Origin of the sequence: Opitutus terrae PB90-1, from assembly GCF_000019965.1 — a bacterium.
GTDB classification, from domain to species: domain Bacteria; phylum Verrucomicrobiota; class Verrucomicrobiia; order Opitutales; family Opitutaceae; genus Opitutus; species Opitutus terrae.
This window is the reverse complement of the sequence record NC_010571.1, coordinates 970,515-986,051: the sequence shown is the minus strand read 5'-3', so window position 1 is coordinate 986,051 and position 15,537 is coordinate 970,515. Positions and strand designations below refer to the sequence as shown.

Annotated in this window: 15 protein-coding genes; 7 read left to right on the top strand and 8 right to left on the bottom strand. The window is 66.6% G+C overall.

Going from position 1 to position 15,537, the window contains the following annotated elements; all coding sequences use genetic code 11:
• Positions 1-55 precede the first annotated feature (55 nt).
• The 4 genes from OTER_RS23650 to OTER_RS04060 all read right to left on the bottom strand — a co-directional run bounded on the left by OTER_RS23650 (position 56) and on the right by OTER_RS04060 (position 4,086).
• Positions 56-2,818, bottom strand: coding sequence for a PAS domain S-box protein (locus OTER_RS23650; protein ID WP_158305354.1), 2,763 nt, complete (start codon positions 2,816-2,818; stop codon positions 56-58).
• Positions 2,819-2,918: 100 nt separating this feature from the next.
• Positions 2,919-3,371: a c-type cytochrome gene (locus OTER_RS04070; protein ID WP_012373633.1), complete on the bottom strand. Its 453-nt coding sequence runs from the start codon at positions 3,369-3,371 to the stop codon at positions 2,919-2,921.
• Between the two features lie 48 nt (positions 3,372-3,419).
• On the bottom strand, positions 3,420-3,842 hold the full coding sequence (locus OTER_RS04065) for a globin domain-containing protein (protein WP_012373632.1): 423 nt from the start codon (positions 3,840-3,842) through the stop codon (positions 3,420-3,422).
• 37 nt (positions 3,843-3,879) lie between these two features.
• On the bottom strand, positions 3,880-4,086 hold the full coding sequence (locus tag OTER_RS04060) for a hypothetical protein (RefSeq protein WP_044891550.1): 207 nt from the start codon (positions 4,084-4,086) through the stop codon (positions 3,880-3,882).
• Between the two features lie 257 nt (positions 4,087-4,343).
• On the opposite strand from OTER_RS04060, the gene OTER_RS04055 reads away from it, so the two are divergent.
• The gene (locus tag OTER_RS04055) at positions 4,344-4,958 is read left to right on the top strand and encodes a response regulator transcription factor (protein WP_012373630.1); all 615 of its coding nucleotides are present in this window, start codon (positions 4,344-4,346) and stop codon (positions 4,956-4,958) included.
• Between the two features lie 57 nt (positions 4,959-5,015).
• On the opposite strand, the gene OTER_RS04050 is transcribed toward OTER_RS04055, so the two are convergent.
• Positions 5,016-6,029: a 3-methyladenine DNA glycosylase gene (locus OTER_RS04050; RefSeq protein WP_012373629.1), complete on the bottom strand. Its 1,014-nt coding sequence runs from the start codon at positions 6,027-6,029 to the stop codon at positions 5,016-5,018.
• Between the two features lie 127 nt (positions 6,030-6,156).
• Here OTER_RS04050 and OTER_RS25665 point away from each other — a divergent pair, with 127 nt between their 5' ends.
• A complete protein-coding gene (locus tag OTER_RS25665; protein WP_148218001.1) occupies positions 6,157-6,351 on the top strand; it encodes a hypothetical protein in 195 nt (64 codons plus the stop codon).
• A gap of 49 nt (positions 6,352-6,400) precedes the next feature.
• Positions 6,401-7,183 (top strand): hypothetical protein, encoded by a 783-nt coding sequence (locus tag OTER_RS04045; protein WP_012373627.1) that lies wholly within the window; start codon positions 6,401-6,403, stop codon positions 7,181-7,183.
• 146 nt (positions 7,184-7,329) lie between these two features.
• Here OTER_RS04045 and rrtA read toward each other — a convergent pair whose 3' ends face one another.
• From rrtA to OTER_RS04030, 3 genes are all read right to left on the bottom strand, one after another.
• Positions 7,330-7,935, bottom strand: coding sequence for a rhombosortase (rrtA, locus tag OTER_RS23645; protein ID WP_148218000.1), 606 nt, complete (start codon positions 7,933-7,935; stop codon positions 7,330-7,332).
• Positions 7,932-8,786 (bottom strand): rhombotarget lipoprotein, encoded by an 855-nt coding sequence (gene rhlP, locus OTER_RS04035; protein ID WP_012373625.1) that lies wholly within the window; start codon positions 8,784-8,786, stop codon positions 7,932-7,934. The genes rrtA and rhlP overlap by 4 nt, the downstream gene beginning before the upstream one ends.
• Positions 8,787-9,009: 223 nt before the next feature.
• A complete protein-coding gene (locus tag OTER_RS04030; protein ID WP_012373624.1) occupies positions 9,010-10,065 on the bottom strand; it encodes a lytic transglycosylase domain-containing protein in 1,056 nt (351 codons plus the stop codon).
• A 385-nt stretch (positions 10,066-10,450) separates the two neighbouring features.
• On the opposite strand from OTER_RS04030, the gene OTER_RS04025 reads away from it, so the two are divergent.
• From OTER_RS04025 to OTER_RS04010, 4 genes are all read left to right on the top strand, one after another.
• On the top strand, positions 10,451-12,931 hold the full coding sequence (locus OTER_RS04025; protein WP_012373623.1) for an immunoglobulin domain-containing protein: 2,481 nt from the start codon (positions 10,451-10,453) through the stop codon (positions 12,929-12,931).
• 121 nt (positions 12,932-13,052) lie between these two features.
• Positions 13,053-14,495: a tRNA (N6-isopentenyl adenosine(37)-C2)-methylthiotransferase MiaB gene (gene miaB / locus OTER_RS04020; RefSeq protein ID WP_044891549.1), complete on the top strand. Its 1,443-nt coding sequence runs from the start codon at positions 13,053-13,055 to the stop codon at positions 14,493-14,495.
• Positions 14,496-14,536: 41 nt separating this feature from the next.
• Positions 14,537-14,941, top strand: a complete 405-nt coding sequence (locus OTER_RS04015) for a four helix bundle protein (RefSeq protein ID WP_012373621.1) — start codon at positions 14,537-14,539, stop codon at positions 14,939-14,941.
• A 45-nt stretch (positions 14,942-14,986) separates the two neighbouring features.
• On the top strand, positions 14,987-15,526 hold the full coding sequence (locus tag OTER_RS04010) for a hypothetical protein (protein ID WP_012373620.1): 540 nt from the start codon (positions 14,987-14,989) through the stop codon (positions 15,524-15,526).
• Positions 15,527-15,537: the final 11 nt, after the last annotated feature.

Below are 15,537 nucleotides of genomic sequence, written 5' to 3'. Positions count from 1 at the left end.
AGCGCCGGGGTGTGTTGGGCCATGACCTCATCTGCCGGCTCTGGTCGGGTAGCCTTCATCCGATCGGCGGCGTGCTGCCGGCGCGGTAACGTTCGAGAAACTGCCGGATGGCCTTCATCTTGAACCGGGCGGCGAGCTCCAGCAGCCCGTTCACGAACGGCGCCAGCGCCGCGTCGTCGGCCGCGAGTTGCTCCAGCTGCCGGCGCAGGCCGACGATGTCTCCTTTGCGGGCGAGCTCGTGCAGCGCGTCGAGCACCGCGATCGGCGGCACCTTCGGCAATCGCACGAACGGCGTGCGCGTCTCCCCGCCATCGTCGGCGAACCGCCACACGAGCGAAAGCGTCTCGCCGATCACGCGCCAGAGGTCCTCTTCGCGAAACGGCTTTGCGAGAAACGCGTCGCAGCCGGCCGCGCGGCAATCCTGTTGGTCGATGTCATAGGCGCTGGCCGACACGGCGACGATCCGCGCCGCGGAGCCATGCGCGGTCTGCCGCAGCTGTCGCGTCGCCTCGAGTCCGTCGATTTCGCCGGGGAGCCGCAGGTCCATCAGCACGAGATCGGGTTTGGCCCGCGCCGCGGCGTCGAGTGCCGCGCGGCCGTCGTCGGCTTCCAGCAGATCGAAGCCCAGCGGCGCAAGCATGGCCGCCATGACGGAACGATTCGCGGTGTTATCATCGACGACGAGCACGCGGCGGATCGGTCCATCGTACCCGGTCACGCGTTGCACCGCGGCCGTGCGCGGCGCGGCGCTGGCGGCGGCGGGCAGCGGCAGGTCGAACCAGAACCGGCTGCCCCAACCGGGCTTGCTCTCCACCTGCAGCCGGCCGCCCATCCGCTCGACCAGGCTGCGGCTGATCGCGAGCCCGAGGCCGGTGCCCGTGGCCGCGCCGGTGGACTCACCGACCTGGGTGAACGGCTCGAAAATCCGCGAGAGGTCAGCGGCGGCGATCCCGCGCCCGGTGTCGCTTACCGAAAACCGCAGCCCTCCGCCGGCGCTCGAAGAAATGGAAAACACCACGCCGCCCTGCGCGGTGAACTTCACCGCGTTGCCCAGCAGGTTGAACACCACCTGGCGCAACCGCGCCTCGTCGCCCCGCACGAACTCCGGCAGGTCCGGGGCGAGCGCGGTCTCGAGGAGCAGGTTTTTCTCCCGCGCGCGCGGCGCGAACACGCGCTCGGCGCCCGCGGCGAATTCTGCCAGCGCGAAATCGCCCGGGTGCAGCTCGATCCGGCCCGCCTCGATCTTCGAGAGATCGAGCACGTCGTTGATCAGCACGAGCAGATGCTCGGCGGACTCGTGGATCACGCGGATGCCCTCGCGCTGTTTTTCGCCCAGGAGCGGATCGCGCCGGAGAATCTGCGTGTAGCCGAGGATGCCGTTCAGGGGCGTGCGCAGCTCGTGGCTGACGCTGGCGAGGAACTGGCTCTTCGCGCCACTCGCCGCGTCGGCGGCCTCCTTGGCGGCCTGCAGGGCGCGCGCGGCCTCCCGCTGCTGCGTGATGTCGATCGCGACGCCCTCGAACCGCGCCAACTCGCCGGCGGAGTTGCGGACCACCCGCACCGACTCCGAAATCCAGATGCGCGAACCGTCGCGCCGGAAAATCTCGGATTCGAAATCGGTCACCTGATCGTGAACCTTCGCCAGTTCGAGAAACTGCTCGCGGCGGTGCTCGTCGACGTAGATCTGGTGGCCGATGTCGTTGATCGCGTGCAGCAGCTGCTCGGACGATTCGTAGCCGCACATCCGGGCCAGCGCGGAGTTGGCGCGAAGAAATCGACCGCTGGGCGAACTTTGATACAGGCCCTCGAGCGCGTTTTCGAAGATGCCGCGATACTGCTCCTCCGCCTGCCGGATGGCGGCGTGAATCTGCCGGCGATGCACGACGGTGGCGGCCTGCTCCGCGACGAATGTGAGCAGCCGCTGCTCCTCCTCGCCATAGGCTTTCGGATTCGAGTAATCCTGCACCGCGATCACGCCGATCGCGCGGCCTTCGACCAGCAGCGGGGCGCCGAGCCAGAGCGCAGCTGGCGCGCCCATCGCCTGATAGCGACCGCGCTCGCGCAGGAGCACGGTGAGCTCGTCGGCCGTGGTGAGCAGCGGCTTGGCGGTATCGAGGACGTATTCGGTCAACCCGTTGCCGGGTTTGCGGGGAGCCGGTGCCGTCGAGCGTTCGTCGACGAAATACGGGAAGCTCAGGAGGCTGCGGTCGAGGCTCAGTAGCGCAACGTAGAGATTTCGCGCCGGCATGAGTCCGGCGATGATCAGGTGAATCTCGGCGAAGAACGCGGCCAGGTCGTTGTCGGCGAGCGCGGCTTGCGAGATTCGATACGTCGCATTCTGCACCTGCTCGCGGCGGCGGCGTTCCGTGATATCGATGCCGACGGTGAGCATGCACGCCGGGCCTTCACCGGCGAGGATGTCGGCGTTGAGCAGCAGCGTGCGAATCTCGCCGGACTTGGCCCGAAAGTTCGCCTCGAAATCGCGCACGCTCCCCGTGGCGCGCATCTGGCGGAGAAATTCATCCCGTTCCTCCGGGCGCACCCACAGATTAAGCTCGAGCGTGGAGCGGCCGAGCACTTCCTCGCGGCGGTAGCCGGATTCGCGCTCGAACGCCGGATTCACTTCCAGCAACCGGCCATCGGCGACGTGGCCGATCGTCATGAACGCGGGATTCGCGTCGAAGGTTTTGGCGAAAAGACTCTCCGATTCACGCCGGCTCGCTTCGCTGACGCGCAGCGCCTCCTGCACGCGCGCCAGCTCGGTGCTGGCAGCATTCGGGGACGCCGACGGAACTGGGGGGGGATCCGGGCGGGGCATGCGGAAAGGGAAAAGACCGGACAACATAAAACGGAACCGCAGGCAGGCAACGGCGAATCGTGTCGCCGTCGCACTGCCTGCGGGTGGTGTGTGTGGTGCGCTATTTGCCGAGGGTCCGAAGATAAGCCACGACGGCTTTGGCGTCGGTCTCGGAGAAACGAAATTCGGGCATGGGCGGCAGCGGCTTGGAGCCATTGGGCCGCACGCCGGTGGTGAGGAAGGTGATCGCCTGCTCGTCGGTCATGCTCGGCAGGCCCGCGATCGCCGGCGCCGCCGCCGCCCATGGCATCGGCACGGTCGGCTGCATCGGCAGCGCCGCGCCCTGCAGCCAGAGCTCGCGGATGAATTCACCGCGCTCATTGCGCGGAGAATGACAGTCGGAGCAGAGCCCGACGTTGTTGACGAGATAGCTGCCACGTTCGACGAGCAGGCCTTGCTCGGAGGCGGCGGTCGCGGGCTCGGTGGCACGCACGCTGAACGCGAGCGTCACCACCGCGCCCAAGGTGACGAGGGCGAGGATCAGGGAGGGCAGGGAGGGCAGGGAGGGCTTCATGGAGGAGGGAAAAGGTCTCGCGACGCGGCGCCGCCGCTCACCGACGGACTACGCGGCGAGTTCGTGACGGTGGGCGCCATCGAGCATGGCGTTGGCGAGTACGACGTAGAACTGGGTCCAGGCGGCCTTCACCGGGGGCGTGAACTCGGGCCCGAGCGCCTTCTCGAGGGTCCACAGCAGCGCGGCGCCGGAGAACGCGTAGTGTTCGTCGCGCGTGCCGTGGGCCGCCTGGCGGTGGCCGAGCCGGCGCAGCGCGGGCTGGAGCCGTTCGAGCCGGGCCAGCCGGTGGATGCTCGACGCCAGCAGCCGCACGAGCCCGCGGCCTTGCTGCTCGCGTTCGCCCTGGCAGCATCGGCGGAGCGATGGATCGAGTTCGAACAAACGGACGAAGAACAGCGCGGCCGCCTGATCGGCGATCGGCGCGAGTTTGGAGAAGGACTCCTGGACGAGGACGATTTCGCGGGAGGTCATGGGAAGTGAAGCGGAAACCTGGCGGGGAAACGCGTTCTTACGCGGCAAGTCGGAACCATTCGGGCGCGCGGTGGCGCACGGGCTGCGGAAGACGGATCCGGGTGGGCTGGCGGTAATCCAAGCTCAACATCAGCACGAGTCCGGTGAGCACAAGCGGAGCGACGGCCAGCGCCGGGCTCAGCGGAAAGGCGAACAGCGCCGCGAAGCTCGAAACGAAAGCGAGGAAGGAAAAGGGAATCTTCATGAACGGGTGGTGTGTGGGCCTCAGCATGCCTGAATCCACGCCGTTGCGGTATGGGCCGGCCGGGGTGGGCCGAACGACCCACCTGGAGCGGAAAAGCCGACGTACGAAATCCCAACCGCAAAAACCGGTCAGCTTTTGAGGGGCGTTGGGGCCGCGACGCCCTCGTCGCGGCTGCAGCCCGCCGGGCCGGCGGGCTCCTCCCGGTGCATGACGCGCGTCCCGCTTTACTTCGCCTCACTCCGGCACACGTTGCCGCCGTGAAGCGGATCCTGGTGATTGATGACGAGGCCAAACTGCGCCGGCAGTTCGCCGAGTTGCTCAACCTGGAAGGATTCGCGGTCTCTGAAGCGCGCAACGGTCGCGAGGGCGTGGAACTCGCGCGCCGGGAGCGCCCCGATCTGGTGATGTGCGACATCACGATGCCTGAAATGAACGGTCACCGCGTGCTCGAGGCGCTGCGCGCCGAGCCGGCGACCTCGCACGTGCCGTTCATTTTTCTCACCGGCTGGGGCGAACGTGAGGACGTGCGCACGGGAATGAACCTCGGCGCCGACGACTATCTCGTGAAGCCGGTCGAGCCGGCGGATCTGATCGCCGCGGTGCAGGCACGGTTGCGGCGCGCGCAAGCCGCCAACCCCGCGCGGCCGGCGAAAGGTGAGGCCGCGCCCGCACAACTCGAACCGCTTGGGCTCACGCCGCGCGAGGCGGAGATCCTGTTCTGGGTGGCGCAGGGGAAGACGAACCCGGAGATCGCGACGATCCTTGGCATCGGGCTCACCACCGTGAAGAAACACCTCGAGGCGGTGTTCGTGAAACTCGGCGTGGAGAACCGCACCAGCGCCGCCGCGCTCGCGTTGGAACAGCTCGGCTGAGCGTGGCGTTCGACGCGGAGAGCGGCGTCGCCCGACGCCGTCCTACAGGCAGCAGCGCTACGAGAGTGCAGTCGTGACCGGAGCGAGCGACGACGGGTCCTCGCGAAGCAGCCGCTCGCACAGCGCGATCAGCCGCTCGCGCAGCGGTTCGCCGCGAGCGGTGAACGCCCGTTGCTGTCGCTCGTAGTCCGCCCGGCCGGCGGCGGTTTCGATCGCGATCGGCTCGAACCCCAGCGTGCTCAGGTCGTAGGGGCTCGCCCGCATGTCCACTTCGCGGATATCGCGGGCGAGCTCGAAGCAGTCCGCGAGCAGCTCGCTCGGCGTGAAGGGCGCGAGTTTGAACGCCCATTTGTAGAGGTCCATGTTGGCGTGCAGACAGCCGCGCTGCTCGAGCTGCGGCACGGCCTCGCGCGTCGGCTGCAGCCGGTTGAGTCCGCGGGCGGCAGGCGTGAAGAACCGAAACGCGTCGAAATGCGAGCAGCAGATCGCGCTCTGCTCGACGATCCGCGCCAGTTCCTCGCGGGGGAATCGCAGCGGCCAGCGCGCGTGCCGCACCTCCGTCGCCGGCAGCCGATGGACCATCGCCCACTCGTGCAGCCCGAAGCAGCCGAAGAACGCGGGCCGCTCCCGCATCCGGACGAGCAACTCGCGCAGCCAGCTTACGAAGGTTCGGCGGTCAGGCGTGAGCGCCGCGACGTCCAGCATGACGACGGTCGTGGCACGGACATCTTGCCCGGGTGGTTTGGCTACCGTTCCCCCGACGGGCAAGATGCCCGTGCCACGGTCGCTGTTTTCCAATTCGACCTCCCGATACGCCGGCCAGCGCAGGAACTCGCGCGCCGACTCCCCGCCGAGCGCACAGTCGGGTCCCGGGTGCCAGCGGCGGAGCCACGCGGGGCGGAACGAGTAATAGTCGAAAAGAAAGTCATAGATCGGATGCCGCTCGCGGCGTGCGGCGCGGGCCTGATGCGGATCCGTCCACGCGCGCACGCGTCGCTCGTGCGCGGCGCGGCGGTCCTGCCATTCGGACGCGGGCAGGAGGATCAGCTCGTTCTCAGGCGCTGGCCGCATCCCGCACCGATCGGCGTTTCGGCAAAATCTGCAAGCGCGGGCGCCGGCGTTGGGTCCGGCGCGAGATTTTTTTCGGCCGGCTGACTCCAAACCCGCGTTGGCCACGTAATCCACTCACTGCATTGCCATGTCCACGACTCCTTCCTCGAGCCTCCTTTCCCCCGTCAAACTTCCGGCTCAACCCGGGATGATCCTGCGGTTTGTCGACGCGTTTCCCAGCGCGGCGGCAGCGGTGAAACCAGCCCGGAGCACACGGACGTCCCGCAGGAAAATCCGGCCGGCCGCCGACGCGCGGTCCGAGGTCGTGGTGGTCCGGCTCTGACGCTCAACCGGCGCCCCCGCGCCGTTCCGTATTTGTAGCACCCACGCACATGTCTTCGATTCGCTCGTTCCTCCTGCTTCTGTTTTCCTTTTCCGCGGCGCTCGGCGCGGCCGCCGCCGAGCCGCTGCGACTCGATGCAATCGCAATTGCTCGTTTCCAGCAGACAGCCCCGGGGCAGTGGACCTCCAAGCAAGGGCTGCTCACCGTCCTCGGCCAATTCCGCGAGACCAGCACCACGCCCGTGCCGAGCACCGTCACCGTGCCCGCGGCGGCCTTGGAGCGGAATCTCGTCAGCTACGACGCCTGGCTCGCCTACCGCAAGCTGAGCTCGGTGGCGACGGACAACTTCGTCGCCGATCCCGAGAGCGTTCACTACCGGATCGGCGAACGCGACTATCTCGATATTGCGCCCAGCCCGGAGCCCAGGATTTCGCACGGCTCGCTGTTGAATCTCTCCGCTCGCGGCTACGTCGCACCCGGTAAACCGATGATCGGCGGTTTCGTGATCGACGCGCAGCATCGCTGGGTGCTGGTGCGCGCGGTCGGCCCGACGCTCGCCACCCAAGGCGTGGCCTCGCCGTTGCCGGATCCGTTCCTCACGATTTACCACGGCGCCACGGGCCTGAATTACAACGACGACTGGGGCGCGAGCTTCGACGCCGCCGAGATCGCGCGCGTGTCGGCGCAAGTCGGCGCTTTTCCGCTGCCGATGGGAGCGAAGGACGCGGCGATCCTCGTCGAGCTGCCACCCGGAATTTACACCGCACACGTGGTAACCGAGACCGAAACGTCAGGCGACGTGCTGCTCGAAATCTACAGCGTGCCTGAGTAATCGGCGCGAGGCATTCCACTAACCAGTCCTCGCGCCGGAGCAACACCCCTACCGCGGCGGCGATACGTCGGTTCGAGCCGGAGGCAAACTGACTTGGCGGTTGGTGCAGCCCCGACCGGACGACGGCATCGCCGCCGCGAACGGTGTCAGCGCCGTCGGCGGCGGCCGAAAAGAATCAATCCTGCGCCGAGCACGCCAGCGGCATGAGCGAGCGGAACCGCGCGCACGCCGGTTTCGGCGAACCGCGCGAAGAGGGGTTCGCTCAGCGCGAATTCGAGTCCGATCTTCGCCACCAGCAACAGGAGCACGCTACGCCAGAACCAGCGATCGCTCGTGCCACGGCGCAATTGCACCAGCGCCAGGAACGCCACCACGCCGGCCACCACGCCCGACAATCCGGCGTAGCGGGCCAGCCCCGGATCGAGTCCGTACAGCGCGACGCCGATGAGCGCCGGGCCCAGCAGGAGCAAGAGCCGCAGCCGATCCGGCAACAGGCGTTCGGCCCAGAGGCCGGCGGGCACGAACACCAGCAGATTCCAGAAAAGGTGGGACCAGCTGAAGTGCACGAGGTGCGCCGTCCACAGCCGCCAATACTGTGCCGCTGCGATCTGCGCGCGTTCGTAGCCCAGCGCCGCCTCCGCGCCCGGCCAGAACCGCAGCGTGAGCGCGGCGAGGGCGAAAGCCACCGTCATCCACGGAAACGGCCACGGCACGGACGCGGCGGCGGGGGAAGTTTGCGCGGACGATTTCACGCGCGGCGCCGCAACCAGCGGCCGAGGGCGAGCAAGGCCAGCGCGCCGGCGAAGCCCGCGCCAAAGGAACCGCTCCCCGTGTAGCCGGGCTTGTGCTCGATCTGGACTTCACCCGGCGCGCGCTTCACGCGTTCGCGGAATTCCTCGAGCTGCAGTTTGAGGTTCTTGATCAGCTCGCCGGTCGCGACATCAAACCCGTGCACGCTGTCGTCGCGCAGGTTGCGCGACAGGTTCATCGCCTGCGAGCCGGCCTCGACGCGACTCGCGCCCGGTGCGCGGAAAAGCAGGTGCCGGCTCGGGATGTCGTAAACGGCGGCCTCGAGCAGCGTCTGCGTGTCGTTCTTGTTTCCCTGGAAAATGTAGGCGCCCACGATCGTCCAGTAGCTCAGCGAGAGGAAATTGTCGTCGGTGAACTGGACCTGGTCGTAGGCGATCAGCGCGACGACATCGATGTTCAACATCCGCCGGATCTGGTCGAGGTTGGTGAACCCGCCCTGCGGCTGCAGATACATCGTCGGGATGATCTCGATCGATTCGACGAAGGGGTAGGCCTTGAACTCCTTCGCGACGCGCTCCATCAGTGCCGTTTTCTGCATCTCGGAGAGCCCGCCCTCGACGATGCGGCCGGAGGCCGAGGGCACGAACGCGACGCCGACGCGCAACGGCAGTCGCAGCACGGGGATCGCGGTGGGCGGCAGCGGGTTGGATTCGCGGGGATAGAGAAACGCGACGACGCTGCTGGAACGGTCGGTGCGCTGCTGGTTGAAATAATGGCAGCCGGTGGCGAACGAAGCCACCGCGGCGAGCAGGAGAAGAACAAGCGTGGAGCTGAAGCGGCGGGGGTGCGACATGCGCGACAGACTTGCAGCGGTGCGGAAAGACTCAACGGCAAAGCCGGTGTCGCGGTGGACCCGGCGTCCCGCCCGGCTGCTCGCCGGCGCGCGGCGTGGCCGCTCAGACCGCATCGAAAAGACACGGCTACGACCCGCTCGAGCGTCTTGGGATAAAGCGCTCTCACCTCTTCCTGCAGGTCATGCAAGCCGCCGGGACGGCGGGCTACACCCTGCGGGAGCGTTAGCTGGCGCGTGGCGGCGCCAGTTCGCCAGGCGCCACGCCGCTGCGCACGGCGATGGTCGCGCAGACTTTCGGCACATACATGCGGGTCTCGGACGGCAGCGCGGAGGCGATCTCCGCGAACGTGGACGCGTCCTTCTGCTTGAGCAGTCGGCGCACGCGACCCTCGCCGCCGTTGTAAGCGGCGAAGGCGAGCGGCCAGCTGCCGAACTTACCGTGCAACTCGCGGAGATACTTCGCGGCGGCGCGAGCGGACTTTTCCGGATCGCCGCGCTCGTCGGGAATGAACGTGCTGAGCCCGAGATTCCGCGCGGTCTCGGGCATCAATTGGAAAAGGCCCTTTGCGCCGGCCGGACTGCGCGCGCTGGGGTTGAGCGTGGATTCTGCCTCCGCGAGCCACGCGATCTCGGGCGGGACGCCTTCCTCGGCGAACGCGTCGCGAAGCAACGGCATCAGTTTTCCCGCGCGCTCCGGCACGGGCCGGCTCTGCACCCGTTGCAGCCAGAGGTCGTAATAGGGTAACGACGCGGGCTTCGTGGCGCGCGGAGCCGGCGCAGTGGGCGCGGGCACCGGGGTGGAAGGCGAGGGCGCCGGCGTGGGCTTGACCGCTTCGGCGCTGGTCGCGGTTTTCGCCGCCTCGATGTAGTCGAGCCGCTCTTCGAGCCAGTCGGCGTAATCTTCGTAACCCGGAAACGCCCGCAACGCGGTGAGCGCGCTTCGCGCCTCCGGCTCATACTGCGCGAGGAGCGAGAGGTCGTCCTGTTCCAATCCCTGCTGCAGCCGCGCCGCGAACTGGTCCCACTGTTCCTTGGAAGGGAATTCGTATTCCTCCTTGATCTCCGCCGGCGCGTATTGCTCGAACAGTGACTTGCCAAGCTCGTAAAGCTGGTCGGTCGACGGCGGCTCTTCGTTGTTTGCTTTCTTGGGCGCGGATTCCGCGGCGACGGCGAAACCGGTCAGCAGCAGCCACGCTGCGAGCGTGCGGGCGATGCGCCGGGATTTCGGCCGTGCGCGTGCGGAGCAACGCTGCGGAATCGGGGCGGCAAGGACGCTCATGGAATCAGTGGGTTCGTGACCACGGAGCCTGGGGCGGGTTCCGAGAACCTGCAACGCGTCGCACGGTGACGGGCAAAGAAAATGGCGAATGACCGGACGGGCCGCTCCGACGCGAGCCTGGCGTTGACGTTCTGTTTTTAACTGCCATCAACCGCTGCGCCCGACTCGGGCACCACACCAGCTTCCCCCATGTTCCACTTCGACGACCGATGGTCCGTCGGCAGGCCTTTGGCTTGCACGGCGGTCCCGATCCTCTCGCTCGGCGCACACGCGCAACCCAGGCACCCTCGTCGGGACGACCTCGTGGGCCTCACCCGGAGCGGGCAGAATCCGCAAACGTGAGTCCCGCTGCGTCGAACCGGACCCTTTTCCACACACATCCAGCATGCTCCCCATTCATTCCCGCTTGGTCCGCACCGGACTGTTGCTCGGCGCCTTGGCGTTTTCCAGCTTCGCGTCGCTGCACGCGCAAACGCTGTTCGGCTCGGACGATTTCAACGACAATACGCTCACGATCGGCGCTGGCCTCCGCTGGCGGTTCGAGACTGACGTCAGCGGGAGCGGCGGCGCGTTTGCCGAGCGCAACCAACGGCTGGAGTTTACCGCGGCGCAATCCACGGGAGCGACGACACGCGCGCTCGGTTGGATCAGCCCGAGCACGAGCGGCGAATCGTTTGGCGTCGACTGGCAGGCCACGGTGAAGGTGTCCAACTCGGCTGCGCCGGCTGCGGGTTTCGCCTCCGCCGGACTCGAGGCCTACACGCTCGCGGACACCGGCGGCGGCAATATCAGCAGCAGCGCCTACTACGGGGCGTATCTCTCGACCAGTGCGAGCAGCGGCAAGCAGTTGGTCGCGGAGTGGGGGCGGTGGGACGCGACGCTGAACGGCGGGAGCGGCGGCTGGGTGCGGAACACGCAGGGAATCCCGATCGCCGCCACGGCGAACGTTCTCCTGCGGCTGACTTGGATCGCGGCCACGCGGACAATGACGGCTTCTTTCAGTACGGATGGCGGCACGCGGTTCGAGGCGGTGCGATCGTTCGCGCTTGCCGGTGCCGAGGCAGGGATTGGCGCGCCCTATGCCAACGGCTTCGGCTTGCAGCTCGTCGGGGTGGCGCCGACCAGCGGCGCGATCGCGGCCGGTCAGATCACTTTTGACGATATGAGCGTGTCTCCGCTGGGCACTGGCCGGTTCGCCGGTTCTGACGATTTCAGCGGCGGTGCTGACAAGTGGGAGTTCTTCTTTCGGCTGCCGTATCTGACGGAAGGCACGAACGGACTGGGCACGTTCAACGGGTCCGCGTTCGAGTTCACCAAGGGCGCTGGCAAGGGCAGCTACCTGCTGGAGTGGGACGGTGACGGCGTTCCGAAGAACAACGTCGCGCGGACGCTGGCAAGTTACACGACGAGTTGGGTGATGGACGTGACCGCCACGAATCGGCACGTACCGGAGTCCGGCACCTTCTCCGCCGTGAGCATCGAGGTCAGCGCGGGCGTTGATTCCTACTACGAGATTTCGCTGTTCAGGACCAATAGCCAGCTGGTGGTGCGCGCTGAAGCCATGAGCCCGTCGGATCCAGGCGTGAACCTGACCGCGCCGGAGAATGCAGGCGTGCGGCTGCGGATCGCGTGGGACGCCACCACGAGACTCCTGACGGCGAGCTGCAGCTTTGACGACGGTGTCACCTATTCGACGCTGCGCACGATCGCGACCTCCGATTGGCCGACGCTCTCGACGGGCGGATTCTATTTTCAGGCGCTCGGCTTCTCCACCAGCGCCGCGCCTATTGGAACGGGACAGCTGTTGCTGGACGATTTCTCAGTCAGAGCCGCTCCGACCGTCACGGCCCAACCTGCCAGTCAAGCGCTCGCCGCCGGCGCCCCGGTCGTGCTCAACGTGGCGGCGGACGCCACGGCGACATTTCAGTGGCAGCAAAACGGCGGAGCGGTCGCTGGCGCCACAACTGACACGCTGACGCTCGACAGCGTGCAGCCCGCCCAAACGGGGCTATATCAGGCGCTGGTCACCAGCCCGGGCGGCGTGACGGTGAGTGGCGCGGCCATTGTGGGCGTAACCACGACGAGCAAGGTGATTGGCACCGGCGAGGAAATCGGCGCGAATATCAGGCACTCGAACGGCAACGTGTTCGATCAGGTCGCCGTGACGGGTGCGGCGGAATCGATCACGGCGGATTTTGCAGCGAATCAGATTACGCGGACATCGTTCATCGATGCCGACAATGACATCGTGCAGATCGAGTTCAGCGGTCCCGGCACGCTCTCGCTGGTGTTGGACGCGCCGTCGGGGCCGGCACTGCCGGTGAACTACAATCAAAACTTCAGCTACATGAAGGGCCATGCGGGGATTGTGATCACCGGCGCGACCGAGCAGACGAACCTGTCGGTGTTTACCGTGGGCCGGGCGACGGCGGTGAACCAGACGCTGTTCAAAGACGGCGTGAACTACGACGGGTTTGCGGACATCGCCTTCATCGCGATCCAGAGCAGCAACGGCCGGTTCGGCGGCGTGCGGACGGCAAACGCGACGTATTTCGCCAGTAAGGGGCTCACCGGGCTCTACGCACCCGGGGTGACGTTCGACGGGCCGGTCTATCTTGGCGACATCACGGCGTTCGACGAGGCGACACCGGTGCTCGTGATCGGCAGCGCCAACGGCAACACGTGGATCACGGGCGGCGACCTGGAGCAGGCCAACGGCCGACCCGTGCAGGTCAGCGGGTTGACGCAGCTGCAGTTCCAGCCCGGCAGCGATTCGCACGGCAACACGCTGTCCGCGCGCACGAACCAAGCCCGGCTCGAGCAGGACGGCACCGACGTGACCACGCAGATCGCGGTGAACCCGTAACTCGCTTCGGTGCAGTTAGGTGCCGATGACCGCCCCCAAATATCGCTGAGGATGCCGAGCATGGCTTGGGTTTCCCGCGTTGACGCGCGGGACGCTGTGGCTACGTAGGACCGCTCCGCCTGTGAATCGCGTCCACATCAAGACCTACGGCTGCCAGATGAACGAGCGCGACAGCGAGGCGGTCGCGGCGATGCTGCGCGCGCGCGGTTACCGGATCGTCGCGGACGAGAACGACTGCGACATCCTGCTGCTCAACACCTGCTCCGTGCGCGATGCCGCCGAACAGAAGGCCATCGGCAAAGCCGGCTACCTGCAGCAGCGCAAAAAGAAGCAGCCGGACTTCGTGCTCGGGATTCTCGGCTGCATGGCCCAGAACCGCGGCGCGTCGCTGCTGGATCAGCTGCCCGACGTGGACCTGATCGTCGGCACGCAGAAATTTCACCAGGTGCCCGGCTATCTGGACAACCTGCGCGCCGCGCGCGACGCCGGCGTGCCGATCGGCGAGACGATCGTCGACATCGGCGAGGAAGCCGGCTCGCAGAACACGATCAAGGACCACCTCCTCCCGCAGGATTCTGATTCCGACTCTCAACCCTCAACGCTCAACTCTCAACTGCGCGGCGCCGCCGCCCCCCCGCCGCAGATCACCGCCTTCGTTTCGATCCAGCAGGGCTGCAACATGGATTGCGCGTTCTGCATCGTCCCGAAAACCCGCGGCGACGAGCGTTCGCGGCCGATGGACGACATCGTGCGCGAGTGCGAGCAACTCGCCGCGCGCGGCGTTCGCGAGGTCACGCTGCTCGGTCAGATCGTCACCAGCTACGGCCGTCGCGACTACACGCACACGAACGGGATTTCTCCCTTCGTGCAGTTGCTCGAGCGCGTCCACGCGCTCGATGGGATCGAACGGATCCGCTTCACCTCGCCGCATCCGCGCGGGTTCAAGGACGACCTCGTGGCCGCTTACGGTCGGCTGCCGAAGCTCTGCGGCTACGTGCATCTGCCGCTGCAAAGCGGCAGCAACCGGATCCTGCGCGCGATGAACCGGCCCTACACGCGCGAACGCTATCGCGAGATCGTCGACGCGCTGCGGGCGGTGCGCAGCGACATGTATTTTTCGACGGATGTGATCGTCGGGTTTCCGGGCGAGACGGATGAGGATTTCGAGCAGACCCGCGAGCTGTTCGAGGCCTGCAATTACGATATGGCCTACGTTTTCAAATATTCCGTGCGCACGGGTACGCCGGCGGCGGAGAGGGGTGACCAGGTGCCGGAGGACGTGAAGGAACAGCGCAACCAGCTCCTGCTCGAGTTGCTGCGGCAAAACTCCGAGCGCCGGAACGCGCTCCTGCTCGATACGGTGGAGGAAGTGCTCGTCGAAGGTCCCGACAAGACGGGGCAACGCTTCACGGGTCGCACCCGTGGCAACCGTGTGTGCATTTTCGAAGCCACGCCGGATCTCGTGGGCCGGCTCGTGTCGCTGCGGATCACGCGGGCGAGCGTGAGCACGTTGTACGGGGAGCTGATGCTCGCCGGAGTTGGGCGTGAAAGAAATAGGAAATAATCGTTCTCGTTCTTCGTTCTCTTTCTCGTTCTCCTTCCGGAATGACCGCGCAATTTGATCACGAGAAACTTCGCGCCTATCAAGAGGCGCTTCGGTTCGTGGCGTGGGTGGGGCCGATAATCGAGGAATTACCTGCCAAGCTGGCGGCCAAAGATCAATTAGACCGGGCCTCAACGAGCGTTGTGCTCAACATTGCGGAAGGTAACGGCAAGCGTTCGACGACGGATCGATGCCGCTACCTCGACATCGCGCGGGGCTCCTCGCTTGAGTGTGCCGCTTGCCTGGACGTGCTTGTCGCTCGGCAGAAGCTCGATTCACACTTAACAGCCGAGGGAAAGGATATCCTTATCGGCGTGGTCGCGATGATCGCCGGTCTGATTGCACGATTTGCCATACAGACCAACGAGGACCAGGCATCCTATTCCGTCGAAACTGCTGGCGCCTGAGAGAACGAGAAAGAGTAAGAGAACGAGAACGATCTGACGCGTCACATGAGTCTTCTTCTAGCCACACTCCTCCCCGGGCTGCTTCTCATCGCGCTCGGTGTGCCCTTGCTGGCCAACAGCTCGCGGGCGGTCGCGGCCTTGAAGGCGATGCCGCGTTCGCAATCCGCGGCGCTGCTATTCTTCGGCGCCGGCGCCGTGTGGTTCCTATGGAACATCTGGCATTTGTCACCGGCGGATTTCGGCAACTACCGCACGATCCTGGCCATCGGCTTCGCTGCCGTGGCCATCCTGGCGTTCAAATGCGTGCCGGATTTCCTGGCCGTGCGCGGACTCTGCGTGCTGGTGCTGCTCGCCGCGACGCCGCTGCTCGGCGCTGCGTACATGGAATACCAATATCCCCAGCGGCTGTTCCTGGTCTCGCTGGTCTACCTGCTCATCGCGCTCGCGATCTGGCTGGGCGCGTCGCCGTTTCGACTGCGCGACTTCTTCGAGTGGCTCTTTGCCCGCGCCGGCCGCACTCGCGGTTTCGGCGCGGCGCTGATCGGCTACGGCGTGCTGCTCGCGCTCGTGGCGTTCACGTATTAGGCGATACGCGA

Bases quoted from the DNA above. Each gene is read 5' to 3' on its own strand.
- OTER_RS23650 (WP_158305354.1), bottom strand. From the start codon at position 2,818: ATGCCCCGCCCGGATCCCCCCCCAGTTCCGTCGGCGTCCCCGAATGCT.
- OTER_RS04070 (WP_012373633.1), bottom strand. From the start codon at position 3,371: ATGAAGCCCTCCCTGCCCTCCCTGCCCTCCCTGATCCTCGCCCTCGTC.
- OTER_RS04065 (WP_012373632.1), bottom strand. From the start codon at position 3,842: ATGACCTCCCGCGAAATCGTCCTCGTCCAGGAGTCCTTCTCCAAACTC.
- OTER_RS04060 (WP_044891550.1), bottom strand. From the start codon at position 4,086: ATGAAGATTCCCTTTTCCTTCCTCGCTTTCGTTTCGAGCTTCGCGGCG.
- OTER_RS04050 (WP_012373629.1), bottom strand. From the start codon at position 6,029: ATGCGGCCAGCGCCTGAGAACGAGCTGATCCTCCTGCCCGCGTCCGAA.
- OTER_RS25665 (WP_148218001.1), top strand. From the start codon at position 6,157: ATGTCCACGACTCCTTCCTCGAGCCTCCTTTCCCCCGTCAAACTTCCG.
- OTER_RS04045 (WP_012373627.1), top strand. From the start codon at position 6,401: ATGTCTTCGATTCGCTCGTTCCTCCTGCTTCTGTTTTCCTTTTCCGCG.
- rhlP (WP_012373625.1), bottom strand. From the start codon at position 8,786: ATGTCGCACCCCCGCCGCTTCAGCTCCACGCTTGTTCTTCTCCTGCTC.
- OTER_RS04030 (WP_012373624.1), bottom strand. From the start codon at position 10,065: ATGAGCGTCCTTGCCGCCCCGATTCCGCAGCGTTGCTCCGCACGCGCA.
- OTER_RS04025 (WP_012373623.1), top strand. From the start codon at position 10,451: ATGCTCCCCATTCATTCCCGCTTGGTCCGCACCGGACTGTTGCTCGGC.
- OTER_RS04015 (WP_012373621.1), top strand. From the start codon at position 14,537: ATGACCGCGCAATTTGATCACGAGAAACTTCGCGCCTATCAAGAGGCG.
- OTER_RS04010 (WP_012373620.1), top strand. From the start codon at position 14,987: ATGAGTCTTCTTCTAGCCACACTCCTCCCCGGGCTGCTTCTCATCGCG.